This is a genomic window from Chromatiaceae bacterium, from assembly GCA_016714645.1.
Lineage (GTDB): Bacteria > Pseudomonadota > Gammaproteobacteria > Chromatiales > Chromatiaceae > M0108.
This window is the reverse complement of sequence record JADKCI010000001.1, coordinates 1,091,573-1,116,958: the sequence shown is the minus strand read 5'-3', so window position 1 is coordinate 1,116,958 and position 25,386 is coordinate 1,091,573. Positions and strand designations below refer to the sequence as shown.

Genomic DNA, 25,386 nt, shown 5'->3' with positions numbered 1-25,386 from the left:
ATGTTTGGAACGGACCAGACGCTTCTGATTCGGGCGTTGAACGCCACCAGGCAAAGTTACTTCCCAACTTACGTGGGGCTGCGACTCATCGCGAAGCAATTACCCTCCGTAGAGAACTCATACCTGAGGCGCGCAGTCGAGCGGCGCTTGTCGGCTGGCGACCGCTGGCGCTTCAGGCACTTTGACTACTTCAAGGCGATCGGTCAGGCCGCCGGGCAGGACGTGCCCGAGTACAGGAGCTGCCTAGCCCCGAGCCCGTTCACTGCTTTCGCGGAGGCGCTAGTCTTGGCCCAGCTGGCTTCAATGCCTAGTTTCGCGGCACCTGCGCGGGTATACAGCTACCTGTGGCCAAAATCGGAGTGGTCCGGGTCCAGCTACGAATTCTTCGCGGATGGTTACAAGCGCCGGAATATGGACATCGCCGAGGCGCTTCGGCGGCCAGGGTCCGTCGCTGTCGTCACTGACCTGAAGGGGTTCTATCCGTCGATCCAGCATGACCGCGTCATGTTCGAGCTGAAGGCACGCCTCAAGTCCCCGGGTCAGCGTGAAGGTCTTCCTATCGATGCAGTCGAGAATTTCTACAACCAACTATTCGCGGCCGGTGGTGGCGGGCTGCCTATTGGCCCCGCTTCCGCCCATGTTCTCGGGCATCTCGCCCTTGTAGATGTTGATCGTGAGCTGTCCGCCGCCTACGGGGCCGGCTACTTTCGCTATGTTGACGATATCATCGTCGTCTGTGATACGGCCGACGCTGCGGCAACGAAGAAGCGGATTGCGGATTGCGTCGATTCCCAGGGCTACCTCCTGAATGCAGACAAGTCTGTGGTCATGTCGGCGGAAGAGTGGAACTCAAGCGTCCTTCGACTGGATGTCGCGGGCAGCGATGATTTCCGCCGCTACACGCAAGACTTGGCGGCCTACTTGGTTCTGCACCCAGATCGGGGAAGTGAGTTGGGTAGGTTGTTGTCCGAGGCTGGGCTGTCGATCCCGATCCAGCGGCTTCAGGCTCTCTCGTCATATTCTCGGTTTCGATACTTCCTAGGTCGGCGCAAAGCGCCTGGCGGCCTGCCGCATGCCTTAGGCATGGTCTTCGCGCGAAATGCCGACTTCGTAGAACGAGCTGTGTGGTTGAAGCAGGACTACGAGCAATCTCTTGATGGCCTCGTGCAAGATCGCTCAGCAAAGGGCCCCGAATTGCGCCGCTGGCATGTGCAACGAATCCGTCGCGTCGTCAACACGCTCTTCTACCTTCGGCGACTCTCCGAATGGAAGTCGAACCTGGGTATCTTTGATTCAGTTCCCGAGTTGGTTGAGCAGCGCTCATTGGCGATCGCGCTGGCGTCGGGCACCGTGAATCCGGTACTTCCGTTCTTTCCCCGAGGCCCGGCTGCGTTCGCTGAACTTTGGTCAGAGCACGGCAAGGGACCAGCCGCAATCGACGTAGCCACTTGTCTGACGACAGCTGCGGCGACCGATTCACTTGTGACGCTGAGTCTCACTGGAACGATCTTTCCCGAGGCAGTTCCGGTCGCAGGGCAAGGAGACAGTGTGCGACTTCTTCACGTCGTCAAGAGCCGCGAGAGACTAGTTCGCTCCAATCCAGACCTTTCATACGAAGACGAGTTCGAGTCCTTGAGTCTGGGTGTGTCGCACGAAGCGATATCGACGCTTGCGCGAACGCGATATGCCCTAAGTGAAGGGACGATCCTTGATGCGTTGTCGTTGCTCAGTTCGGAGTACAGAAGCTGACCGAGATACGGGTCTTGACTTGTGCCACAAGCGAAAGGGGCCAGGCTCAAATGTCCCTTGGATGGCAGGCATCTCGGTCAGGCAAACACCTGACAGGTCATAGCCAGAACTCCATTCCCTGCAGCAACGCACGCCTAACTGTCAAGCCCCGGGAGATTATTAATCTCCGAAACGAATAGCTCAGGTTGTTTTGCCCGCCACTGTTCCAGGGCTTCCACCGGGCACACATGACCCAGTGCCCGCTGTGGAATGTGGTAATTATAGACGTTGACATAGCGCTGTAGGGTCTCCGCCAAGTGCTCCCCGGAGCGAAAGCGGTTGGTCGCCAGGACCTCGCTGATGCGGCCGTTAAAGCGCTCGATCATCCCGTTGGTCTGGGGATGGCGCGGCGGGATGAGGCGGTGCTCGATGTGCTGTGCGTGACAGATCCGATCGAAGCCATGTTTACCCGTCGGTTCCCGCTCACCGGTCGCGCAGAACCGGTCGGTGAATTCCTTGCCGTTATCGGTCAAGATGTTGGTGATCTTAAAGGCGGCGGCTTGGAGGAGATGGGTCAGGAAGCCCTGGGCGCAGGCGGCGGACTTTTCGGGCAGGATCTCGACATAAACCCAGCGCGTGGCGCGGTCGATGGCGGCGAACAGGTAGCGACGCGGGTCCTCGTCGGGCATCTGCGGCAGGTACTTGACGTCGACATGCACAAAGCCGGGGGCATAGCCTTTGAAGGGCTGATAGGCCGGCTTGCCGCGCTGTCAATGGCCACCAGAACTGATCCACATTCGGCCACGAAAATTGACCCCTCTGGAGATCCGGTTCAGCATCAGTTTCCGATTTTCTGCTTCAGTCGATAGCTTTCTCCTCCGAGCATGAAGACCTGCGAGTGATGGATGAGGCGGTCGACGATGGGCACCGCGACGTTCTCGTCGCGGAAGAACTCGCCCCAGTTGGTGAAGTCCTTGTTGGTGGTGAGGATCACCGAGCGGTACTCGTAGAGACCGTTGATGAGCTGGAAGAGGTTGTAGAGGCCCTGGCGGTTCATCGGCAGGTAGCCCAGCTCGTCGATGATCAGCAGATCGAACTTGAGCAGGCTGGCGATCTTCTTCTTCAGCTCTCCGCGCAGTTCGGCCAGTTCGAGGGTTTCCACCAGCGCCAGTGCCGTGGTGAAGAGCACCTGGTAGCCGGCCTCGAGGGCCTTCAGGCCGATGGCGACGGCCAGATGGGTCTTGCCTACGCCGGGCGGTCCGATGAAGACCAGATTGGCGCGCTCCTCGAGGAAGCGGAAGTCCAGCAATTGGCTGACCTGGCGTTTGGTGATGGTGGTCTGGTGGCGGTAGTCGAACTCCTCCAGGCGCTTGATCACAGGGAAGCCAGCCTTGCGCAGATTCGCGGCCAAGCGATTGGTCTCGCGGCCCTGCAGCTCCAGGTCGACGAGTTGCTCGACCAGATCCAGATAGGACAGGGCGTTGGCCTCGGCGGCGCCGAGCAGTGCGGCCAGGCCATGGGCCAGATGGCCGCAGTTGAGGGCACGGTATTGGTGCGCGACGGCATCAATGGAGGTCATGAGCGCCCTCCGGTGCGTTCTGCGCGGCAACGGCGGCGTAGCGTGCGAGCGGCGAGGATGCCGACGTACCGGTGCCCGACGGTGTGCGCGGTGGCGGTTCGCCGCAGCGTTCGGGATGCGCGCTGTAGGCGTCCAGATACGCGCGCAGCCGGGTGTAGCTCATGGCGGGTTTGTCGCACAGCGCGGCGACGAGACCCGGATCCAGCGCCGGGTAGCCTTCGAGGAGGCGTTTGACGCCCTGCAGTTGGTCTTTGTAGATCTTCGGCTCGGTGGCCTTGATCAGGGCGCACAGACGCTGTCCCGATGCCGCGCCCAAGCGCTGCGCGATGGCCGCCTCCAGGTCGGCGATCGCCACGGCGGGATCACGGTAATGGTGGGTGTTCTTGATGATCGCGCCCTTGCCGGGAGCCAGCCCGTGGCGGGCGATGACCGCGCCGCTGCCGGGGTCGCTGATCACCCGCTGCCCGTCGCTCTCCACGACGCCGACCCGACTGCGCTGATAGGCCAGGGGGACGGAGTACTTGTTGGCCTGCCAGGCGATCAGGCCGGTCTTGTCGGCGTGCCGGGTGAGCGGTGCCTCGCCGGCGAGCTCCGCAACCCCGGGCGGCCTTAGGTAGGGCGCCAGGTGCGGCTGCTCCGCGCGCGCATAGCGCTCGCGTGGCGCCTCGCCGGTGGTGGCATGGGTGCGGGCATTGGCCGTCTCCTCGAGCCACCGCTGCAGGTGGGTCACCACCTCCGTCCAACCCGCGAAGGTCTCGCCGTAGAGCCCGTTGGACTTGACGTACTTCACCCCGGCTTCGACCTTGCCCTTGCTCTCGGGGTCATAGCCACGGCAGGCCCGGATCGTAAAACCCGCAGTCGCCGCCTAGCGGGCGAAGCGTTCGTTGAGCGCCAGCTCGCGGCACTGCTCGTCGATCACCACCAGCCGGGTCTGGTCGTAGACACATTCGCGCGGACGCCCGCCAAACGCGCGGAAGGCCGCATCGTGCATCCGGATCAGCTCGGCGGTGTCGATCGGCCGGGCACTGGCCGCCACGTACAGCAGCCGTGAATAGGACAGGACAAAGACCATCAGATACACCGTGGTCGCGACCCCGTCGATCATCACCCCGCGCAGCTCCCCGCCGTCGACCTGGCACTGCACGCCGGGCACCCTGTCCAACACCGGCTCGTAGTAGCGCTCCTGCTTGAGCGCCACCGTCGCCTTCAGCTCCCGGAGGTAGCGCCGCGCCGTGCGGGCCGAGACCGCCAACTCCCCGTGGGCCTCGCGCCGCTTGCGCAGCACCTTCACCGCGCTCAAGCGCGGATAGGTCTCCAGCAGGTGCACCATGTACCCGTGATGCACATCCAAGCGCCGCTCCCGGCGCTGTCCCTCCCGATATGCCGTGATCTCCTCGGCACTCATCCTCAGGTACTTGCGCACGGTGTTGCGCGAAATCTTCAGCTCCGCCGCAATCGCCCGCAGCGAGCTCCCCCGGCCTTCGTCGTACATGGCTTTGATCTTGTGAATCATGACCCACTCCTGCATCTGCACCCCCGACCGGCAAAAAAGCCGCACAGTCTGAGGCTGCACACCTGAAAAAGCACACTCCTGGATGGATCAAAGTAAGTGGCCGTTAGTGGGTCAGTTTAGATGGCCAGTAACACGCGCTCGTCACGGGGCAGCAGCGCTTTGAAGTCCGAGACCCCCTGGCGGCGCAGGCAACGGTCCAGCCCGGAGCGCGAGACACGCGCGTTGAGAAACTCGCGGGTCACCGCCAGCACGTCATCCAGGGGCAGCAGCAAGGACTGGCGCAGGGCCACCACCACCGCCTCCTGGGCCGGCGAGAGGGTGGTGTGCAGGCGATGCGGGCGGTGGGAACGGTCGATAGTCGCCGCGCGGCGGCGCCACTTGCGCACCGTGGCCTTACTCAGGTGATAACGCCGGGCCAGTTCTGCGATGGGCAGCGGCGACTCGCGCAACTCGCGGCGAATGGCGGGGGTGGTACGGGCATGCTTATGCAGGTTCACTTGCAGGGGTGTGATCTCCGTGTGGCGTGGGGATGGCTAGCCATTCGGCAGCCCCCGGGGTGGCGAGATAGTCTAGGACCTCCCGGGCACGGAACAGAGGATAGCTCCTTCTGGGTATATAATCACACGGGGCGGAACACCTAACCCAACCTACGCGCTTGGTGGCTCATAACATGAGCCCGCGGGACCACCGAGTTTCGACGCTAATCACCTCAGGCAATCTCGATCAGGCGTTCGCCGGATGCGAGGGCACGTTCGATGTCCGGTAAGATATTATCGAACCAGATCAACAGGTCGCGCCGTCTGGTATTGCCAATGCGAACCCATACCACGGCTGCGCCATTAGGATCGATAGAATGGAGGGTCACGAAGTCTTGGTCCTTGGTGATAAGGACCGCCGCGGTCGCAACGGCCCGAGCCCAAATCGTGCGGTCGCTTGATTCCATCATATTGCAATCCAATACATGTTCGGCCTGGTGCCCTCGTTGCGTAAGCCAACGGGCCAAGGCCGGCGGCAGTTGGGCATCCACCAGAAAGCCCATCTTCAAGCCACACGCAAGACGAGGTGATCCGCTTGCTGTGCCGCGTATTCCAGCGCAGCCGAAATATCGCCATCCTCCAGGTAGGGATAATCGGCCAAGATCTCCTCGCGCGATGCGCCTGCCGCCAGCATGTCGAGCACATCCTTGACGCGAATCCGCATGCCGCGTAGACAGGGCCGGCCGCCACAAACCTTCGGGTCTTGGGTAATGCGATCAAAATGGTTCATGTAATGAACTCCGCAATCTCAGTTGTCAGCACGAATGTGCCGAGTCACCCCTGGTCCATCGCCTGGCTGCCGGACGGCTCGGCCCTGGTCACCGAGCGCGACGGGCGTCTGCGCCGGCTCCGCGACGGCCAGCTCGACCCGAGGCCCATTTCCGGTCTGCCGCCGGTGCTCGCCACGGGCCAGGGCGGGTTGCGCGATGTCTCGCTGCATCCGGACTTCGCCGACAACCGGCTGGTCTACCTGACGCTGGCCATCTCAAATCCGTGGCGGCCACGCGCTCGCGTCCACGGTTTCCCGGTAGGCATGCCAGGTAGCGTGACCAATTATCGGGAATATCACCACCAACCCTAGTAATCCTGTTACCACAGAAAACAACATCCCACCCACAATCGTCGTCGCCCACAGTAACATGACCTTTCGGTTGCGCAATACCGCATTGATACTGGTGACTATGCCCGTAACCAGATCGGTGTGACGATCCATGATCATCGGCAGGGAAAATGCGCTAATGCAAAAAGTAATCACGGCAAATACGGCGCCCACCGCAGACCCGATACCAAAGAAAAATACCAAATCTGTCTTGTTGCTTATGAAGCCGCCAGCTGGAAAAAAGAGATGCAGTAGGTGACCGACATGGATCCAAACCAGAAACAGGACTATGAGAACGCTTGTAAACAGGCCCAAGTTGCCGATACCTCGCGTGCCATCGCGAAAGCAATAGCTGAGTTTGGGAGACAGTCCCTTCTGTAGTTGGCAACTGATGGAATAGAGCCCGATGGCCATGACCGGCCCGATCAAGGTTAAACCGGAGAGGATCGTCAACAATACGAGCGGACCGCTGATGACAAATCCGGCATAGGCTGCGATATAGCACAGGATCGTCGCTGTCACACCATAGGCCAAACTTTTGCCCGGCGCCCGTCTCAGATCCGCAATGCCAAGTCTTATCCAGCGTTTCGGCGCTTCGATATCCAAATCGCGGCAAGGTGCAACGAATGGCAGGTTATGGGTGTTTCCAAGTGGATTCTGTGTATCCGAATCGGTGTGGTCAGACATGTCAGATGAACCATTTAAGGTGGTCTTAAATAAAAAACCTCTAAGGACAATGGCTTTGCTGGCCCCTGGGCTGGACCACGGGACTTGTCCGGCCCCCCGCTAGCGCGTCAATTGTTTGGACATTAGCCCAGGCTCCCGAACCTGTCAAACCAGGGGGAAATGGGCCCTTTCCGCCGGGGCCACCAGGTGCAACATGCCATGAATCCAGCGGCCAAGGGCCGCATGAGGAACCAGAATGCCCCCCAGGCCGCGCGGCTTGCGCTATCCGACGCCCGGCTCCGCGCCCATGCCCGCACCACTGCGGCCGCCAATTCCCCCGCCATTGCCCTATACTCTGGTTCTCGTAACACGAATCGGAGAACCAAGATGCCAAGAGGTGGTGCCCGCCCGGGCTCCGGGCGCAAGGTCGGATCGGGCCGCTGGGGCGAGGCGACCCAGGTGGTGCGGCTGCCCGTCAGCCGTATCCCCGAAATCCAGGCCTGGCTGCAAGCCATCCCCCGCCTAGGACCAGAGTTGACGGACCTGGAACCGGCCCGCCCAGGGCCGCCCCTATCCCGGCCGCTCTTCGCATCCCGGGTCCCCGCCGGCTTCCCCTCGCCAGCGGAGGAATACGCCGAGGGGCCGCTGGATCTCCATGACTACCTGATCCGCCACCCGGCGGCGACCTTCTATGTGCGCGTCACCGGCGAGTCCATGACCGGGGCCGGCATTCTGAATGGGGATGTGCTGGTGGTGGACCGGGCGCGCGAGCCGCGCCATGGCGATATCGTGGTGGCGGTCATCGATAACGAACTGACGGTCAAGCAACTGGACAGCCAGGGGCCGACGCCGCGCCTGCGCGCCCATCACCCGGACTTTGCCGTTATCGACTTGCGCCCGGGGCAGGAACTGCGCATCTGGGGGGTGGTGGGCGGCGTGGTGCGGCGGTTGCCGTGAGGCCCTGCTAAGTTTTCACGACGACTCCCCCGCCAGCCGACACAGCTTAGCCCCCAGATTGAGTTGGCCGATGCCAGCCAGGGCGATGAGCGGGGTGGTATTGCAGCAGATCACGCCCGCTCGCCCAACAAAGACGTTTCCCGTGCCAGGTCATCGGCGCTGTCTTCCAGTAAGACGGCGCCGGCGGCCATCGCCCGCTGCAAAAAGACCACCCGGGGCATCGCGAGCCAGGCCGCGGCGGTACCGGACGACAAACGCCCCTCCCGGAACAGGGTGATGGCCGTGTGCTCCTTCATGAAGCCCGCAAGCCCTTCGGCGTTCATGTGGAGGGAAAGCAGTATTTCCGCGGGACAATCGATCGCCACTGTTTGATTCATAACCGTCTCCGCAAGAGGGCCGGCCGGTGAGTCGGGCAGACCAGCCAGGCAGGGTGCCTGAAATTGTCACCCCTGGCGCTGACGGCGCGCGATCAGCGGTCATCGCCCCCTACGTCCTGATCGACGCCAACCCCTGCTAGGTGAGCTTTGAGCGGGTCTTTACCGGGGTCAGTCGGAAAAGGGAACCGAGGCGCCAGTCAGCATTGCGATCTCCACGGCGAGTTGCCGGGATAGCAACCCACCAGAAAGGACCCCAGACCGCGCGGATTGGGATAATCGCATCAATCGCCCCCCGATCGGGAGCGCAGGGCCCGACGCAGGAAGGCCATCTGTTGGCGGTACTGGTGGCAGCCACCGCACATCAGGTTGTGCAGGCCCAGGGCCAGGCGCTCACGCCAGGTGAGCGGACGGTCGAGCTCCTGCGACATCAGTTGGGTGGCCTCTTTACAATTCATCATGGACGTGCCCTCCGTCGGCTCAGCGGGTGAACCAGGTTTCCTCAAGGCAGAGCCGCAAGCCCATCCGGGCGCGGTGCAGGATGACCCAACAGTTGGCCATGGCGATGGTGAGTTCCTGACAGATCTCGGCGGTCTCCAGGCCTAACAGCTCCCGCATCATGAAGACGCGGGCGGTGCGCGCCGGGAGACGGTCAAGACAAAGCTCGAAAACCTGCCAGAATTGCTGCTGCTCCAGGGAATCCTCGGGGTCCGCCCAGCGGTGCGGCTTGTGCTCGGTGGCCCAGAAGCCGCGCCGGTCGAACAGGCTCTCGAAACCCTGGTCCTCGTCGTCGGTGTTACTCATGCCGGAGAGCGGTACCTCGCGGCGGCGGCTGCGCAGGGTGTCGACGATCTTATGCTTCAGGATCGAGTACACCCAGGTCTTGACGCTGGAGCGGCCGCTGAACTTGTCGGTGCCCTGCAGGGCGGCGATCAGCGTTTCCTGCACGACATCCTCCGCCAAGGCCTCGTCGCGCAACTGCAGGGTCGCAAAGCGCACAAGGTCGCGGCGCCGCTCCCCGCAGAATTCCTGAAGCTGTTCGGCAATGGCCACGGGCGCACCTCGAGGACGGTGATCAAAAATGGCATTATCGCATGACTGGGTCCGCACCCATGGCGCCCGCGGCGCCAAGCCGTCGCCGATGGATCAGGTCATCCAGGGGCAACGAGCCCATCGCCGCGGCCCGTCGTGGCGGTTACAGCGACCCCTCCGCCCGGTCGCCGGAACTCGCGAGAGGCCCTTATAGGGCGCTGCGTATCGGTGGTCCGCTGGGTAGCGCCGCCGGTCCCTTCACCCGCAACCCTGATCCGTCATCGTTAGTCGCGCGGCGCGGGCAATCCTTACGAGCAGCGCCCAGGAACGGGTGGCCGCAATAGTCTTTGACGTGGTCAGGCAGGGTGTTCTCCGGGGGGCGGTGGTCAGTGAGAGACAGGTCTATTGGGGATGGCGGCGGACGCAACGCCGGTCGATCCGTTCGACGGTTGGTCGAGGGTCTGCCGGAGCCGCTCCGGGAGCTGGAGCAGGTCCGGCGGCGTGTCGATATCCGCCAGCGCTGCCCCGACCCAGACGCGCCAGCCCAGGGCCTGCATCCGCGCCCGGGTCACGGCCGCGACTCGGGAGGTGCTCCAGGGGATATCCGCGAACAGGCTGGGGTGGTCGGCCCGCAGGCCCAGGAGCGTGTAGCCACCGTCCAGCGCCGGGTAGAGCGCCGCGTCGTGGTCGGCCAGGGCCGCCGCCGCAGCCTGGAGACGCACCGCCGACAGGGCCGGGCAATCGGTGCCGATCAGCAGCACGCGGGCGCCCTGCGCCAGGTGTCGCCGGGCGGCGCGGGCCAGGCGCGCGCCCAGGTCGCCATCACCCTGGGCGCTGGTCGCCACGCCGGGCGGCAGTGGGTAAGCAGCCCAGTCCGGGGCGCTGAAGTCCGGGCTGGCGCAGAGCTCCACCGCCCCGCTGCCGGCGGCCAGGGCCTGGGCCAGGGTGTGGTCCAGCAGGCGCCGGGCCAGCCGTGCCGCACCCAGCGCGCCCAGGGCGGGGATCAGTCGCGTCTTGACCCGGCCACTGACCGGCGCCTTGGCGAAGACCAGGATGCGCGTGGGGATGACGATGCCGGGACTCATGGCGTGCCGTTCAGACGTCCGTCATCATCAAAAAGGACCCATGAGCACCAGACGTTTCATCCTCTTCTCCAGGTATGAAAGCGGGCCAGGGCGGCCAGCAGGGTTTGTGGGGCATGGGCGCGCTTCCATTCGCCGGCGGCGTATTTGGCGGCTTCGCTCCAGGTGGGATAGGGGTGGATGGTGCCGAGGATCTTGTTGAGCCCCAGTCCGTACTTCATGGCCAGGGTGAACTCCGCCAACAGCTCGCCGGCGTGCGCGCCGACGATGGTCACCCCCAGGATGCGGTCTTTCCCGGGGGGAGTGAGGACCTTGACGAAACCCTGGGCGTCACTGTCGGCGATAGCGCGGTCGAGGTCATCCAGCCCGTAGCGAGTCACTTCATAGGCGATACCCTGGGCCTTGGCCTCCTCCTCGGAGAGACCCACCCGCGCGACCTCGGGGCTGGTAAAGGTGACCCAGGGGATAACGCGGTAGTCAGCCTTGAAGCGCTTGAAGCCACTGAAGAGGGCGTTGACCGCGGCGTACCAGGCCTGGTGGGCGGCGGTGTGGGTGAATTGATAAGGTCCGGCCACGTCGCCGACGGCGTAGATGTTGGGATAGCGGGTCTGGAGATAGGCATTGGTCTCGATGGTGCGGCCCGTGGGGATGCCCAATTCCTCCAGTCCGTAACCCGTCAGATTCGCCACCCGCCCGACCGCCACCAGCACCGCGTCGAAGGGGATGCGCTGGTCCGCTCCGGCGTGCTCGGTGACCAGGATCTTCTCGCCGTCCTCGACCAGGAACCGCTTCGCCCGATGATCCACCAGCACCGCGATCCCCTCGTCGCGGAAACGTGCGGCGATCAGGTCCGAGACCTCGGGGTCTTCGCGCACCAGCAGGCGCGGCAGCATCTCGACCTGGGTGACCTGTGACCCCAGCCGGGCGAAGGCCTGAGCCAGCTCGGCACCGATGGGACCGCCGCCCAGTACCACCAGCCGCCGGGGCAGCATGGGCAAGTCCCAGAGGTTATCGGAGGTGAGATAGCCGACCTCCTCGATCCCGGGAATGGGCGGCACGAAGGGCCGCGCACCCGTGGCGATCACGATGCCGCGGGTCGCGAGGCGTTGGACCGCACCGTCCTCGCCTCTGATCTCCACCGCCCAGGGCGAGACGATGCGCGCCCGACCTGCGACCACATCCACGCCCAGCCCCCGGTAGCGCTCCGCCGAGTCGTGGGGCGCCACCGTCCGCACCACCCGCTGGACCCGCTCCATCACCTGCTGGAAGTCGACCTCCGCCGGCGCCGCGCGGATGCCGAAGTCTTGCGACCGCCGCAGTTGGGCCAGCAGGGTCGCCGTGCGGATCAGCGCCTTGGAGGGTACGCAGCCGGTGTTGAGACAATCACCGCCCATGCGATACTGTTCGACCAGGGTGACCCGGGCCTTGACAGCGGCGGCGATGTAGGCGGTGACCAGGCCGCCGGCACCGGCGCCGATCACCACCAGGTTGCGGTCGAAGCGCCGGGGCTTGGGCCAGGCGGCATAGAGCTTGCGCGCCTGGACCAGGGTGACCAACCGTTTGGCCAGCCAAGGGAACACGCCGAGCAGGGCGAAAGAGGCCACCAGCCCCGGCGACAGGATGCCCGAGAGGCTGTCGAGCCGGGCGAGCTGGGTACCGGCGTTCACGTACACCAGGGTCCCCGCCAGCATGCCGATCTGGCTCACCCAGTAGAAGGTGCGGGTCTTGATCGGCGTCAACCCCATCAGCAGGTTGATGACGAAGAAGGGAAACACCGGCACCAGGCGCAGGGTGAAGAGATAGAAGGCGCCGTCCTTGGCCATGCCGGCGTTGACCGCCGCCAGGCGTTCGCCGTAGCGCCCCTGCACCCAGTCGCGCAGCAGCCAGCGCGAGACCAGGAAGGCCAGGGTAGCGCCGATGCTGGAGGCGAAGGACACCAGGAGGGTGCCGACCCACAACCCGAACAGGGCGCCACCCGCCAGGGTCATCACCACCGCGCCGGGCAGGGACAGGGCGGTCACGGCCACATAGAGCAGGAGGTAGGCTCCCGCCACCCGCCAGGGCGAGGCGTCATACCAGGTGGCAAAGGTCGCCTGGCCGGACTTGAGGGCATCCAGGGTCAGCAAGCGATCCAGATCGAAGGCGAAAAACACGACGATCAAGGCGATGATGAGCAGCAGGCCAAGCTTTTTCATGTGGTAAGCCCCTCGGTCCGCTGGGGGCCGGCGTTGAGGTGGCAAGGGACGCCAGTTTGGTTGCAGCGGTAGCCCAGATTGACCAGGCGGGTGGTCGGCCCGCGGTGGTGCCGCCGCGGAAAGGCACTGTCGCGCACCAGGGGGAAGGTGTCAGGCATGGCGAGGGATCCTTATCTGTGTTTGTGCTCGTAACAGAGGGTGAGGCATACCCAGCGCGGCGGCAACCTACCAAGCCGGGCTCGTCAATCTTAGTCCATCTTTTGCCGGTCGCGGAGCGGATCCACGCCGCCATAACCGCTGTACGGATACCCGCGCTTGCCGGGGACATCGCGGTCACGCTCAGCATCGGCATCGCCGAGGTGGGCCAACCAACCCAGGATGAGAGCGTGGCGCAGGTGATCAGCCGCGCCGATGAGGCCATGTACGCGGCAAAACGGGCCGGGCGCAACGGGTCGGCAACCTACCTGGCGGCGCGACCCGGAACCGGGCCCGGCTGAGCTAAAACACCGGGGGGTGCCCAACGAAGGTGTTGGTCTTCGTCCTCGAGGCCCTGGGGGCCGGCGTCAGCGCCCGACCGCCGCCCCCCAGCGCATGAAGAGGCGGTACAGGACCGGCACCACGAAGAGGGTCAGCAGGGTGGAAAAGGCCAGCCCCCAGACGATGCTGGCGGCCACCGGACCCCACAGGAGCGACTTGCCCGCCAGCCCGAAGGCCAGCGAGAAGAGCCCGGCGATGGTGGTGCCCGTGGTCATGAGGATGGCGATCACCCGCCGACGGGCGGCGTAGAGGGTGGCATGCAGGGTGGACAAGCCGGCGGCGCGGCGGGTGTTGGCGGCGTCGATGAGGACGATGGCGGCATTCACCGCGATGCCGGTCAGGGCGATCACCCCGTAGAGGGTGTAGAGCGACAGGGGATTGCCCGACACCAGCAGGCCCAGGGTGACCCCGGTGAAGGCCAGGGGCACCGTCACCAGGATCAGCAGCGGCTGGAAGTAGCTGCGGAACTGCGCGGCCAGGATCAGGTAGATCAGGCCCAGGCCCAGAAGGAACAGCGGGCCCATGGCGTCCAGGGATTCGTTGATGTCGTCGAGCTCGCCGGAGAAATCCAGGTCGGTCCCGGGGTAGCGCGCCCGGATCTTCTCCCACTCCGCCCGCAGCGTCGCGTTCGCGGCCAGGGTATCGGTTTTGTCCTGGTCCAGGTCGGCATCTACGGTGATGGCCCGGCGCAGGTTCCAGTGCCGGATCAGGCCGAGGCTTTCGCGCTCCTCGGCCACCAGCAGGGCGCCCAGGGTCGTGTTGCCGCCGCCGGGCAGGGCGACGGGGTCGTCGAGGACCTCGCGGATGCGCGCCACCGTGCGCGGCTCGGCGCGCACCCGCAGCTCGACCTTCTCGCCCCGGTCGCGCAGATCAGCCACCACCTCGCCGTCGATGTGCAGCCGCACCAGCCGGGCGACCAGGCCGGGGTCGAGCCCGGCGTTGCGGGCCGCGTTCACATCCACCCGCAGGCTCAGCTCATTGCGGCCCGGCGTGTCGTTATCCACGATATCGCGGGCGCCGGGGATCTGGGCGACGATCGCCTTGACCACATCGGCGGCGGCGCGCAGTTCGGTGCGGTCGTCCGCCCGCACCTTGACGCTGATGGGCTTGGCGGTCGGCGGCCCGCCGGAGATCTTGAGGAAGGAGATCCGCGCCCGGCCCGGCGTCTGTGTGACGGACTCGCGCATCCCCTCGATGATGTCATCCAGGGCCCGTACCTCCGGGGTGGCGGGGTTGAGGGACACGGTGATCTGGCCATACTGGTCGCCGTAGAGCGGCTCCATTTCGGTGAACTTGATGCCCGCCAGGGCGGTCACCGAACGAGCCTCCCCCTCCCGCAACTGGGCACGCACCCGCGCCTCGACCGCCAGGGTCTGGCGCAGGGTCTCTTCGATAGGCGCGTCCGGGGGCATGTCCACGTTGACGTAGTAGAGCCGGATCGGGTCCGCGGCAAAGAACTCGAACTTCACCAGCCCGGCCCCCACGGCCGCCGCCGCACCCAGGAAAAGCGCAAGCGCGAGCCCCAGGTAGGCGCTCGGGTGGCGCATCACATGGATGAGCAGCCGCGTGTAGCGGACCCGTAGCAAATGGGTCCACTTCTCGCGCAGGGCCTGGGTGCGCGAGCGGCTGATGGCGCGTCCGCCCAGGGCCACGACGTGGGCCGGCAGCATCCAGAATGCCTCGAGCAGGCTCACCGTGAGCCCCACCGTCACCACGAAGGGGATCACGAACATGAACTTGCCGACGATCCCCGGCAACAGCATCAACGGCAGGAAGGCCGCGATGGTGGTGGCGACCGCGGCCAGCACCGGCAGGCCGACCTCACGGATCGACTCCAGGGCGGCATCCAGAGCCTGCATGCCGCGCTCCATGCGGAAGTACATGGCCTCCACCAGGACCACGGCATCGTCCACCAACATGCCCAGCACGATGACAATGCCCAGGAGCACCGAGACGTTCAGGGTGAAACCGACCGCGTCCAGCAGGACGAAGGAGCCCATCACGGAGAAGACCACCCCCATGGCGACCAGGGCGGAGATGCGCGAGCCGAGAAAGAGCCAGCAGGTCACCAGCACCAGCAGCAGCCCGACGATAGCGTTGCTCTGCATGATCCCCAGGGCCTCGCGGGTCGCCACGGTCTGGTCGTCGGCGAGGACCAGTTTGAGGCCGCTACCGGCCAGGACCGCGTTTTTTCGCTCGAGGTAGTCGCGTACCCGACCGACCAGCTCCAGAGTATTGGTGTAACCGATCTTGTTCACCGAGAGCATGACCCCTGGCTGGCCCCCGAGGCTGGCGAGCTGCCGCGGGTCATCTCGCCCGCGCCGCACCTTGGCCACGGCGTCCAGCGGGACCCGGGCCCCGGCGGCGCCTGGGGGTTGCAGGTGGAACTCGGCCAGCAACTCCGGGTCCGGAGTCGCCCCGCTCACCCGCACCAGCCACTCACCCCCGTGGGTCTCCACCTTGCCGGCGAAGGTGTCGCGAAACCAGAGCCCCAGGCCCCGGGCCAGGTCCGCCGCCGTCAGGCCCCGCGCCGCCAGCGCCGGCGGGCTGAATTCCACCAGCAGCTCGGGGTCCTGGAAACCGAGGGCCAGGACCTGATCGACCCCGGGAATCTGCTCCAGGTCCTCCTTCACCCCCCTGGCCGCGGCGCGCAGGGGTTCGTCGTCGGCCTGGCCGGTCAGGACGACCATGGCGGTGGGAAAGCCGTTGGAGGTGGTGATCTCCTGGATCACCGGGTCCAGGGTCTCCGCCGGCAGTTCCGCATTGGCCTTGTTCTGGATCTCGCGGCGCAGGTCGTTGACCCGCTTGTCGAACACCCGCACCGGGATGTCGCGGAAGCGCACCAGGATGTTGGAGACGCCCTCGCGGGAGGAACTGACGACGAACTTCACGTCCTGGACGTTGCGGATCGAGTCCTCCAGGGGATTGGTGACACGCCGCTCCACATCCTCGGCGGAGGCCCCGGGCAAGGTGGTGGAGACGTTAACCCAGTTGAAGTTGATCTCCGGATCCTGCTCGCGGGGCATCTGGCCGTAGGCGAGCAGGCCCATCAGGATCACCACGACGAAGGCGATGTTGGCCAGGGGGTGATTGGTGATCAGGGCGCGGACCAGGCGCATGTCAGCGCGTCTCGGCGGTGGCAGTCACCGCCTGGCCGTCGCTCAGGCCTTGCTGGCCGCGCACCACCACCTGGGTCTCCGGCGGCAGGGCCACGGCAAAGGGTCGCCCCTCCTGGGCGGTGGGGGTCGCTACGAACCGGGCGCGCCCGTCAGCCACCACGAAGGCCCCCAGCCCCTGGTCGCGCTTGACCAGCAGCTCCGGTGGCAGCAAGACCCCGGGCGTCACCCAGCGCAAGGTGCCCGTGCTCCCGGCGGGGGCGGCGGGGCCGGCGAAGGCTAGCCGGGCGACCCGGGTACGGGCGGCGGCATCCACCACCGGCGACAGCCGTAGCAGATGGGCTGGATAGTCCCGACCCTGGGTCTCGAAGAAGATCTCCGTCGCGTCCGGCACCTCGTCGGCCTGGGCCGCCTGCACTTGGGCCTCGATCTCGGGCGGCGCCAGATCCACCAGCCGCAGCAAGGGCGTACCCGGAGTGGCCATGGCACCGACCTGGGCCTGCCGCTCCAGCACGGCCCCGGCGAAGGGGGCCAGAACGCGGCACTTGTCCACGTTACGCTTCGCCACCGCCCGCTGGGCCTCGGCGAGGTCGAGGTCGGCCTCGGCGGCCTGGACCCCGGTCTTCAGCTCCATCAAGGTATCGTCGGAGGTGAACTGCTTCTCGCTCAGGGTCAGGGCCTGGCGGCGCCGCTGCCCGGCCAGGGCCACCCGGGCTTGCGCCGCCGTGACCTGCGCCTCCGCCTGGGCCAGCGCAAGCTGGTAATCGGCGGGGTCGAGTTCCAGCAGCAGTTGCCCCGCCGCGACGGTCCCGCCGACCTCCGTCTGAACGCGCACCACCTTGGCCGTGACCTCGGCGGAGATCTGGCTGTCGTTGGGGGCGACCACGCTGGCCGGCGCCTTGCCCCGGTCCGGCAGGGCGACCTCCCGCAGGGGGCGCACACCAACCTCCACAGGCCCATCGCCTTGGGCGAGGGCGGCGGGGCCGAGGAGCAAACCGGCGATCAGTAAGAAAAGACGAGACATGGTGATACCTTCCAAACCCAGAGACCGCACATTTCAAGCAGGGCAAGGGACGACCGCATGCCGGCCCCACGCGGCGAAGATGGCGCGGAGGACCACGGTGCGGACGGCGATGGCCGAGGGTCAACGCCAATTTCGGGGGGTGAGGGATAGGAAATCCAACCGCAGAGGGGGCTGGCGTCGGGCGTAAGGTAGCAGCGCTGGGAGGCGGGTGGCAAGCCTCATTGCCCGAGGGCGCCCCAGTTCGCAGGTGCAGGTAGTCCGAGGCGCAGGTGAGCCGCGCCTACTGGGTGGGCAGGGCCTGGGCGGCCACCGCCAGCGCCGACTCGAACTGCTCCGTAAGCCCGGCACCGGCGGCCGCGGCGGCCCGGTCGGTCTCCAGGCGCTCCAGCACCGTCTTGACCGCCTCCGCTTGGATCTGACCCTGTTGGACGAGGCGGAGCGCCGTCTGGGCGAAGGCCAGGGAGTCGGCATCGAGCCCCTTGAGCCCGGCAAGGACCGTCTCCGGGGTCTGGCGCGGGGGCAGCTTGCCCTGCATCACGGCGTCGTAGGTGGTCGTCACCCCCTGTTCCAGCTCGGCTACCAACTTAGGCATGTAGCCCTTCAGGCCCTGGGCCTGATTCTTGTAGTCGTTGCGCCGGTCCGCCAGGCTCACCAGGGCCTCCCCGTCCACCTTGCCGGCGATGCCTTCGACCGGCGCCTTGGCGAGCTTGGAGAACAGGGCCCAGAAGCGCGCCTTAAGGTTCGGGTAGGCGGCGGCGCACTGGTCGAAGATGGCCTCGAAGGACTCGGCGGAGGGCAGCGCAATGGTGTCGTAGGTCGGCACATGGGGGGGCGCCACCGAGTCCAGCACCACCGAGCGCAGCCCTTCGGGTGCGGTGCGCATCACCTCCAGCCCCAGCTTGGTGCCGTAGGAGAGCCCGTAGGCGTTGTAGACCGGGTAGCCCAGGGCGCGCATCACCGCCTGGACATCCCGGGCGTTCTGCTCGGTGTTGATCTTGGAGATGTCGGCACCGGACGCCGCCAGTTCGTCGAGGCAGGCCCGGGTGACCTCCGGGGGCAGTGGCGCGCCCTTGCCCCCGGCCTTGGCCGCCGCGGCCAGTTCCCCGGCGTGATCGGCCAGGGTGGCGAAGCAGCGGGTCTCACGCCCGGAGGAGGTGTCCACCCCGCGCTGGTCGAAGGCCACCACGTCGCGCCGCGCCCTTAGGCCCTCGAAATAGGTCGAGGTCAGGGCGACGTTTTCGACGATGCCGCAACCGGGCCCGCCGTGCAGGTGCACCACGGCGTCCGGGGCCGGCACCAGGGAGCGGGACTTGAAGACCATGAACGTCAGCGGGATGCGACGACCATCTGGCTTGGCATGGTCCTCGGGGACCGAGACGGCGCCGCAGGCGACGGTATGGCCCTCGATCTCCAAGGGGGCCAGGGGGCGCGGGCAGGGCGCGACCTTGACCGGGAAGCGGCCGTCCGCCCCGCCTGCGGCAATGACCGGGAAGGCCGGTGCGGCGGGCTCGGGCGAGGTCAGGGCGAGGACGAAGGCGAGGATCTGGTCGGGGGGGTCATCGGGGCTCTTGGGTGGGTAGGGGTCTAGGCTGGTGTCGCGGGCGTCTGGGCGACAGGCCCGGGCGGGGGATCAGGGGCGCGCGGACGCCTCTCCTGTCCCCGAGGCGGCCCGGGAACCGCTGGGCTGCGCTGCAAAGAAGCCGCGGACATCGTTGGTGAATTCGGCCCGGCTCTTGGTGCGCAGATAGAACATGTGGCCCCCTGGATAGGTCCCGAAGTACAGCCGTTCGCGGGCGCCCTTGGCGCGGGTCGTTTGCTCCAGGACGTAGCGCGACAAGAAATAGTTCGTGACCAGGTCGTGGTATCCATGGACCACGAGCGCCTTCAGATCGGGGTTCTGCGCAAGCGCCACCCCGAGGTCGTCAGGACCGCCCAGCGTCGATTTGCTGTCCCAGGCCCCGTTCACCTCGAGATTGAGCGGGATGTAAGGCCGGTTGCTGACATAACCTAGGTCGTTGCGGACATAGTCCATGAAGGGCGCCAGGAGCACGCCGCCAAGGACGGTGAGCGAGCGGTCGAGAACGCCGAGACCCGCTTCCTCAGGCCGGGGATTGTCGCTCGCCTGGGTGCCGTCGTAGCGGTCGAGCACCAGCCCCTTGTCCGCGAGCAGGCTTCCCACGAAGAGGACCTCGGAGATCCGACCGCGATGACGTGCGATGAGCACCGGGTCGAGCCCGAGAAGACCCCCGACCTTGGCGTAGAAGGCGGCCTGCTCCTCGGCACTCGCCCGACCGAGCGACACGAGCCCGGTCAGGAAGCCGTTCAGGGCATAGTCCTCCACCGCCCGTAGGGCCGCGGGGTCGGTCCCGAGCGCGTTGCGCCCATGGAAGGCGGCAATGGCGGCCTGGCTCGGGAGCAGCGACATCGGATACAGAATGGAATAGGGGGCCGTGGTGAGCTCGACGTTGAGCGCCGGGGAGATCAGGATCGCCCGGTTCAGGTTGATCGCATATTGCTCGGCCAGGAGCTTGGACAGCGCCGCGACCCGCATGCCCCCGTAGCTCTCCCCGGCGATCGCCTTGGGCGAGGCCCAGCGGTTGTTGACCGTCAGCCATTGGCGGATGAAACCGGCAATGGCGTGCAGGTCGCCCTCGACGTTGTAATAGGGCTTGGGGTCACGCAGAGCGCCATCGGGTCCGGGCAGCATCCGGCTGTATCCGGTGCCGACCGGGTCGATGAAGACCAAGTCGGTGAAGCCGATCCAACTGTCGGGGTTCTCCTGTAAGCGTGCGGGCACCGGGGGAAAGCTGCCGTCCCCGGCCGTGGCGATGGTCTTGGGTCCAATGGCCGAGATGTGAAGAAAGATGCTGGCCCCGCCGGGGCCGCCGTTGAAGACGAAGGTCACCGGTCGGGTGGCCGGATCGGCATCTTTGAGGGTGTAGGCCACGTGAAAGATCTCCGCATCCGGACGCTCCGGGTCCTTGCCGATGTTGAGCATCCCCGCTTTGGCGTCATAGTCCGGCAACGCCTGCGCCATCGCGCCCGGGGGAACCGCGAACCCTACGCCAAGCACCAGGGCAAGGACCAGAAGCCACCGCCGTCCGATCAACAATGTCATCTCTTCAACCTCCGCTCATGTGTCATAGGAACTTGCGTGTCAGCGACCCCAGGTTCACTGCTATTTCGACCAGTTGCCATCCGGCAGCAGGAAGACCGGGATCAGGGCCTGGGTGCAGGCGGTGTCAACCAATGCCTCGGGGTTCTCCACAAAGGCCGCGGCGATGTCGCGGGAGCACTGGGAGAAGATGAAGGTGCCGTGGCCGGACTCGGGCAAGAAGGCAAGCTGGCCCTTGGGCAGAGTGGAGACCATCAGCGCCCCCCAGCTCGGCGCGGTCTGGGTATCGAGGGCCCCTTGCAGGACCAGGGTCGGGATGGCCGCGGTGACCGGGTCATTCATGCCGGGCCTGGGGTGCCGCTCGAATTCCTCGCAGGGCCCATAGACGCCCGAGATCATGCCGTCTTCGATCTCGGCGGTCAGCTTCTCGGGCCAGCCGAACTTGGCCCGCAATTGGGCGCTGGCGGCGGGGATAGTCGCGGGGCCGTTGATCTCCATGTCCTCCTGACAGGCGAACATCTGGAGCTGGAACTGCCCGACCAGGACCTCGTCCAGGGCGCTGTTGTCGCCGCCGACCCGAGCGAAGACCTGGGCGATCTGCCCCGCATCCATGCCGCCGGCCAGGGACTTGAGCCCCGCCAGGGTCTCGCCCGCGAAGTGGCGCCCCAGCATGGCCACCAGGGCCTCGCCGGAGGCGGCGCCGGCCCGCAACCGCAGGTAGTCCGCCGCGAAGGCCATGCGCTTGGGGTGATCCGGCAGGGCCCGTGCCGCGACCAACAGGGCCACCTCGAAGGCATCCACCAGCGCGGTCCCGGCGACGGCCGCGGTTCGATCTGCCTCCAGCCGGACCAGCACGGCCTTGACGGCCTCGTCGTTCAGCTTGCCCATCTGGGCCAGGCGCAGGGCGGTCTCGGCGAAGGCCTGGGTATCGGCGTCCAGCCCCGCGAGCTTGGCCAGGGCCGTCTCCGGCGACTCGGGCAGTCCCAGGCGGTGGGCGGAGATGTCCGAGTAGGTGCGCGCATCGCCCTGTTCCAGCTCGGCGATCATCTTCGGCAGGTAGCCGGTGGTGCCCTGATTGCCTGGCGCGAAGCCATTGCGCCGGACCAGGAGCATGTATAGGTCCCGGCCCGTGACCGGCCCCTGGGGCGTGGTCAGGGGCGCGGCGTCCAGCTTGGCCGACAGGGCCCAAAAGCGGTTGCGCAGGTCCGGGTAGGCCGCGGCGCACTGGGCGTCGGTGGTGCACAGGTCGAAGAGCGACTGGATGCCCTCGGCCATCGGCAGGCCCATCAGGTCGTACATGGGGACCTGGACCGGCCAGACGCTGTCGAGGATCAGGGCGCGCAGCCCCTCGGGGGCCGAGCGCATCACCTCCTGACCCAGCTTGGTGCCGTAGGAGGTACCGAAGATGTTGTAGTTGGGGCGGCCGATGGCCCGCATCAGGGCCCGCACGTCATAGGCGTTTTGCAGGGTGTTGATGGTGCCGATGTCGGCCCCGTTGGCCTTGATCTCGTCCAGGCAGGCGCGGATCGCCTTGCGGCCGATGGCCGGCAGGTCGCCCTGGCCCTGGGCCGCCTTCAGGGCCGTCTCGGGGTCCGCCGCCACCGTGGCATAGCAGCGCGAGTCCGGCCCCGCTGAGGTGCTGACCCCGCGCTGGTCGAAGGCAACGATGTCCCGCCGCGCCCGCAGTTCGTTGAGGAAGCCGGAGATCAGCAGGGGCTTGCCGACGATGCCCGACCCCGGGCCGCCGTGCAGATACACCACCGGGTCCGGGGCCGGCGCCAGGGAGCGCGCCTTAAAGACCATGAAGGTCAAGTCGATGCGCCGGCCCTCGGGCTTGGCATGGTCCTCCGGCACCTTGACCTTGCCGCAGGCGACGGTCTGGGCCTCGATTTCATAAGGTGCCAGGGGGCGCGGGCAGGGTGCCGCGACCACCGGATAGCGCGGGTCCGCCCCCCCGGCGGCGAGGACCGGGACGAGTGGCGCGGCGGGCTGGGGCGAGGTCAGCGCCAGTACAAAGGCAAGGATCTGGTCGGGGGTCATCGTGGCTCCTGGGAGGGTACGGGGTCTGCGCTGGTTGCACGCGCGCCCGGGCAACAGGCCCGGGTGGCGGGCTACTACAGCTTGCCTTCGCTGTCGGTATACATGACGTTGCTGACCCGCCCGGAGCGATCCGTGTTGCAGCGCCAGGGCGCCTCGGCGCCCGCCACGGTCGCCTGGACGGTGATCCCGGCCTGGGACTCGGCGACATCGAACACCGCCACATCGCTCGCCGAGCGGTTCATCTTCTTAGCAATTGCTGCTCGACAGGCACGGGCCGGCACGCCGGAGAGGTCGCCGCCGGTCACGACTGGGGTCTCCACGGTCTTTGTAGCGGTGGTCTCCACACAGCCGGCGAGGGCGACCGATGCGAGCAGAAGCGAGATTGAAAGCGGCTTAATCATGTTTTGAATCCCCGGTCTTGATGATGCCCCCAGTGGGGCATAAAAATCGGGCCAGGTAATGACCCGAATAGGCGAGTCAGACGCCCTTGACTCAGTCCTCGGGCCGCGCATGGGTGCAGCTCACATGCCGCAGCAGCCAGAGGGCATAGAGGGCGGTGGGCAGGACCAGCAGCAGGGGTGCGAAGGTTTGGAAGCTGGTTGGAGCCGTCGCTGGCCCCGCCGGCGTTCCACCTGCGGCGCCCATGGTAAAGACGCCGAAATCCCACAGGCCATGAACGATGATGGCGGGCCACAGGGACCCGGTGCGCAACCGGATGGCGATGAATAAGAGTCCGCTCAGCAGGGCCGCGCCCGTTTGGTTCACGGAGGTCAGCAGGTGACCGGTGGTGAAAACATTCAGACTGTGGATACCGCCAAACAGGAGCGAGGTGACCAGGATGGCCGGCCAGATGGCCATGAGGTGGCGGAACGCCTGGAGCAGGATGCCGCGAAACATCAACTCCTCCGACAGTCCGACGAAAAAGGTATTGACAAGGACGAAGAAGATGACAGCGATTGGGGGCAGTCCCAGGAGAACCCCCAACATCAGGAACACCGCGATATAAAGGGCGGGCAGCCAGAGCAGGCGCAGACTGCCGGCCACGGGCGCGGTCTTGAGCCCCACGTCATCCCAACGCTGCCAGGCGACGACGGCCAGCAGCAAGGCCGCGGCGAGCGGATAGACCCAGTTGACCCCCTGGGTCACCGCTTCCACGAGCTCCGTCTCGCCACCGGCGCGCAGACGCCCGCCGATCACGGTGATGGCGGTCCAGATGACGAAGGCGCCCAGCGCATGCACGATGCGTCGGTTCGTCATCACTGATTCCCGTAGCTATAAGCCGGGGTCTCGCCGCGGGGATCGAACGTCTTCATCGGCATGGACTCCGTGCCAAGTGCAAGAGACGGATCAGAACGTGCAACCCGAGAGAGGGGGGAAAGACCCCGACCCGAAAAAGGCGGGCCGGGGCCGGCGATCGGAAAGAGATCCGCCCGGACGGGACCCTGGTCGCCGAGCGGTTGGTGACCAGACCCTACTCGCAGTCGGCCATGGTCACGTCCACGATGGACTTGTAATGTCCGTCCACGGTGCGCGCCGTGACGCAATGCGAGCCCTTGCGCCAGGTGGTATAGGCGCTGTCGCCGCCTTTGCTGGTGGAGATGAAGTCGTAGCCGCGCTTCTCGAACTCGGATTCGCCAGTGCTCGCCCGGCCTCCCACCAGGTCCTGAAGGCCCGCGGCACCCGCGCCCCCATGGTGGCTCCCACCCTGGTGGCTAGCGTCCCCGCAATCCTCCGTGCCGACATCGACGATAGAATCGAAGTGCCCGTTGGCCGTGCGCACGCTCACGCAGTGGGACCCCTTGCGCCAATTGACGAAGGAGTTGTGGCCGTCCTTGAAGCTCAGGGCACTGCGATAGCCGCGACTCTCAAGCTCAGCCTCACCGCCACTGGCCCGGGCGCCCACCAGATCCTGAAGGCCCGCGGCCCCAGGGGCGTCAGAGTGGGAGTGGCCCTCGCCGCCCTCCTTGCTCGCCTCGTTGATGGCGATCCCGGCGGCGATCACGGCGGCCGCGCCGATGGCCAGCTTCTCCGCCGTGCCCATGCCCTTGGGCTTGGGACCCGAGTACTCGGCGCTGGTCACATGACGGTTCTTGATCTCGCAAGTCCAGGGGTGCTTCTCACCGTCAACCTTGGCCAGGCCATGGACCTTGTAGTGATGCTCCGAGTCGTTGAGCCTCTCGGACTGGGCGTCGCGCAGGTCGCTCACGCCGTATTCGCTGCGGATGTGGCTTTCGCAGTCGCGGATGGCATCATCGTTGCCGTAGGCCAGGGCAATCCCGGGTAGCGCCAGGGTCAGGGTCAGCAGCCCAATGATCCGGGCGGGGGAGGTCTTGGTCGGATACATGGTCGGTGTACTCCAGTTGGGGAAAAGTTGTGTCTCGAATGCGGAGACGGGAGGAAAATCCTGTCAGTTGCGCTCTTCATAGCGGCCAGGCGCAACGGTGCATTGGGTGCCAGCACCCCATTGCAGCGATGGCCATCCGGTTGGCGCGAGGATGCGAAAGAGCCAGTGGGTCCTGATGTCCTCGCCGTATTTATCCCCAGCCACCATGGCGAAGCCATGGACCTGGTAGCGATGTTCCGAGTCCATGAGCTGCTTGGCCTGGGCATCGCGCAGGTCGGTTAATTGGTATTCGCTGCGCAGCTTGCTCTCGCAGTCGCGGATGGCGTCATGCTCGCCATAGGCCAGGGCGGCGGGGGGTGGCGAGGACTAGGGCCAGCAGGGCGGCGACCTGGGTATGGATGGGTTTGATCCGGGGCATCGTTGATAGTCTCCACGGGCGTTGATAGGCA

Annotated in this window: 23 protein-coding genes and 3 pseudogenes; 4 read left to right on the top strand and 22 right to left on the bottom strand. The window is 66.1% G+C overall.

All coding sequences use genetic code 11. The annotated features are described in order from the left end of the window. Nucleotides 1-1,749 carry an RNA-directed DNA polymerase gene (locus tag IPN92_05200; protein MBK8637694.1) on the top strand — a complete coding sequence of 583 codons (1,749 nt, stop codon included), beginning with the start codon at nt 1-3 and terminating at the stop codon, nt 1,747-1,749. 134 nt (nt 1,750-1,883) lie between these two features. Here IPN92_05200 and IPN92_05195 read toward each other — a convergent pair. The 6 genes and pseudogenes from IPN92_05195 to IPN92_05170 form a co-directional block, all read right to left on the bottom strand. Continuing rightward, nucleotides 1,884-2,471: pseudogene (locus IPN92_05195) on the bottom strand (transposase family protein). 95 nt (nt 2,472-2,566) lie between these two features. Then, nucleotides 2,567-3,307 (bottom strand): ATP-binding protein, encoded by a 741-nt coding sequence (locus tag IPN92_05190; protein MBK8637693.1) that lies wholly within the window; start codon nt 3,305-3,307, stop codon nt 2,567-2,569. Beyond that, nucleotides 3,294-4,835: pseudogene (locus IPN92_05185) on the bottom strand (IS21 family transposase). The gene IPN92_05190 and the pseudogene IPN92_05185 overlap by 14 nt, the downstream one beginning before the upstream one ends. A 101-nt stretch (nt 4,836-4,936) precedes the next feature. Continuing rightward, nucleotides 4,937-5,317: a hypothetical protein gene (locus tag IPN92_05180; protein ID MBK8637692.1), complete on the bottom strand. Its 381-nt coding sequence runs from the start codon at nt 5,315-5,317 to the stop codon at nt 4,937-4,939. Nucleotides 5,318-5,529: 212 nt separating this feature from the next. Further along, nucleotides 5,530-5,859, bottom strand: a complete 330-nt coding sequence (locus IPN92_05175; GenBank protein ID MBK8637691.1) for a DUF5615 family PIN-like protein — start codon at nt 5,857-5,859, stop codon at nt 5,530-5,532. A gap of 2 nt (nt 5,860-5,861) precedes the next feature. Beyond that, the gene (locus IPN92_05170; protein ID MBK8637690.1) at nt 5,862-6,086 is read right to left on the bottom strand and encodes a DUF433 domain-containing protein; all 225 of its coding nucleotides are present in this window, start codon (nt 6,084-6,086) and stop codon (nt 5,862-5,864) included. On the opposite strand from IPN92_05170, the gene IPN92_05165 reads away from it, so the two are divergent. Beyond that, on the top strand, nt 6,078-6,437 hold the full coding sequence (locus IPN92_05165; GenBank protein MBK8637689.1) for a PQQ-dependent sugar dehydrogenase: 360 nt from the start codon (nt 6,078-6,080) through the stop codon (nt 6,435-6,437). The two genes, IPN92_05170 and IPN92_05165, sit on opposite strands and share 9 nt — an antisense overlap. Here the strand turns inward: IPN92_05165 and IPN92_05160 are convergent. Further along, the gene (locus tag IPN92_05160; protein ID MBK8637688.1) at nt 6,342-7,142 is read right to left on the bottom strand and encodes a DUF2189 domain-containing protein; all 801 of its coding nucleotides are present in this window, start codon (nt 7,140-7,142) and stop codon (nt 6,342-6,344) included. The two genes, IPN92_05165 and IPN92_05160, sit on opposite strands and share 96 nt — an antisense overlap. 366 nt (nt 7,143-7,508) lie before the next feature. On the opposite strand from IPN92_05160, the gene umuD reads away from it, so the two are divergent. After that, the gene (gene umuD / locus IPN92_05155) at nt 7,509-8,078 is read left to right on the top strand and encodes a translesion error-prone DNA polymerase V autoproteolytic subunit (GenBank protein ID MBK8637687.1); all 570 of its coding nucleotides are present in this window, start codon (nt 7,509-7,511) and stop codon (nt 8,076-8,078) included. Nucleotides 8,079-8,188: 110 nt separating this feature from the next. On the opposite strand, the gene IPN92_05150 is transcribed toward umuD, so the two are convergent. From IPN92_05150 to IPN92_05125, 6 genes are all read right to left on the bottom strand, one after another. Beyond that, a complete protein-coding gene (locus IPN92_05150) occupies nt 8,189-8,455 on the bottom strand; it encodes a UPF0175 family protein (GenBank protein ID MBK8637686.1) in 267 nt (88 codons plus the stop codon). 281 nt (nt 8,456-8,736) lie between these two features. Beyond that, the gene (locus tag IPN92_05145) at nt 8,737-8,913 is read right to left on the bottom strand and encodes a zf-HC2 domain-containing protein (protein MBK8637685.1); all 177 of its coding nucleotides are present in this window, start codon (nt 8,911-8,913) and stop codon (nt 8,737-8,739) included. A gap of 19 nt (nt 8,914-8,932) precedes the next feature. Further along, a complete protein-coding gene (locus IPN92_05140) occupies nt 8,933-9,499 on the bottom strand; it encodes a sigma-70 family RNA polymerase sigma factor (GenBank protein MBK8637684.1) in 567 nt (188 codons plus the stop codon). Between the two features lie 371 nt (nt 9,500-9,870). Next, the gene (locus IPN92_05135; protein ID MBK8637683.1) at nt 9,871-10,569 is read right to left on the bottom strand and encodes a TIGR04282 family arsenosugar biosynthesis glycosyltransferase; all 699 of its coding nucleotides are present in this window, start codon (nt 10,567-10,569) and stop codon (nt 9,871-9,873) included. Nucleotides 10,570-10,625: 56 nt separating this feature from the next. Beyond that, on the bottom strand, nt 10,626-12,761 hold the full coding sequence (locus IPN92_05130) for an FAD-dependent oxidoreductase (GenBank protein ID MBK8637682.1): 2,136 nt from the start codon (nt 12,759-12,761) through the stop codon (nt 10,626-10,628). Continuing rightward, a complete protein-coding gene (locus IPN92_05125; GenBank protein ID MBK8637681.1) occupies nt 12,758-12,919 on the bottom strand; it encodes a hypothetical protein in 162 nt (53 codons plus the stop codon). Before IPN92_05125 ends, IPN92_05130 begins: the two co-directional genes overlap by 4 nt. Before the next feature lie 102 nt (nt 12,920-13,021). On the opposite strand from IPN92_05125, the gene IPN92_05120 reads away from it, so the two are divergent. Then, complete coding sequence (locus IPN92_05120; protein ID MBK8637680.1) at nt 13,022-13,258, top strand: diguanylate cyclase; 237 nt, start codon at nt 13,022-13,024, stop codon at nt 13,256-13,258. A gap of 66 nt (nt 13,259-13,324) precedes the next feature. Here the strand turns inward: IPN92_05120 and IPN92_05115 are convergent, their stop codons facing one another. From IPN92_05115 to IPN92_05075, 9 genes and pseudogenes are all read right to left on the bottom strand, one after another. Then, the gene (locus IPN92_05115; GenBank protein MBK8637679.1) at nt 13,325-16,417 is read right to left on the bottom strand and encodes an efflux RND transporter permease subunit; all 3,093 of its coding nucleotides are present in this window, start codon (nt 16,415-16,417) and stop codon (nt 13,325-13,327) included. A 1-nt stretch (nt 16,418) separates the two neighbouring features. Next, a complete protein-coding gene (locus IPN92_05110) occupies nt 16,419-17,438 on the bottom strand; it encodes an efflux RND transporter periplasmic adaptor subunit (protein MBK8637678.1) in 1,020 nt (339 codons plus the stop codon). Between the two features lie 280 nt (nt 17,439-17,718). Further along, nucleotides 17,719-18,852, bottom strand: a complete 1,134-nt coding sequence (locus IPN92_05105) for an alpha/beta fold hydrolase (protein ID MBK8637677.1) — start codon at nt 18,850-18,852, stop codon at nt 17,719-17,721. A gap of 216 nt (nt 18,853-19,068) precedes the next feature. Next, nucleotides 19,069-20,556 (bottom strand): peptidase S10, encoded by a 1,488-nt coding sequence (locus tag IPN92_05100; GenBank protein MBK8637676.1) that lies wholly within the window; start codon nt 20,554-20,556, stop codon nt 19,069-19,071. A 60-nt stretch (nt 20,557-20,616) separates the two neighbouring features. Continuing rightward, nucleotides 20,617-22,593, bottom strand: coding sequence for an alpha/beta fold hydrolase (locus IPN92_05095; protein MBK8637675.1), 1,977 nt, complete (start codon nt 22,591-22,593; stop codon nt 20,617-20,619). A 74-nt stretch (nt 22,594-22,667) separates the two neighbouring features. Next, nucleotides 22,668-22,994 carry a hypothetical protein gene (locus IPN92_05090; GenBank protein ID MBK8637674.1) on the bottom strand — a complete coding sequence of 109 codons (327 nt, stop codon included), beginning with the start codon at nt 22,992-22,994 and terminating at the stop codon, nt 22,668-22,670. 91 nt (nt 22,995-23,085) lie between these two features. Next, on the bottom strand, nt 23,086-23,850 hold the full coding sequence (locus IPN92_05085; protein ID MBK8637673.1) for a CPBP family intramembrane metalloprotease: 765 nt from the start codon (nt 23,848-23,850) through the stop codon (nt 23,086-23,088). 481 nt (nt 23,851-24,331) lie between these two features. Then, nucleotides 24,332-24,937: pseudogene (locus IPN92_05080) on the bottom strand (hypothetical protein). Nucleotides 24,938-25,000: 63 nt separating this feature from the next. Next, the gene (locus IPN92_05075) at nt 25,001-25,183 is read right to left on the bottom strand and encodes a hypothetical protein (protein ID MBK8637672.1); all 183 of its coding nucleotides are present in this window, start codon (nt 25,181-25,183) and stop codon (nt 25,001-25,003) included. Nucleotides 25,184-25,386: the final 203 nt, after the last annotated feature.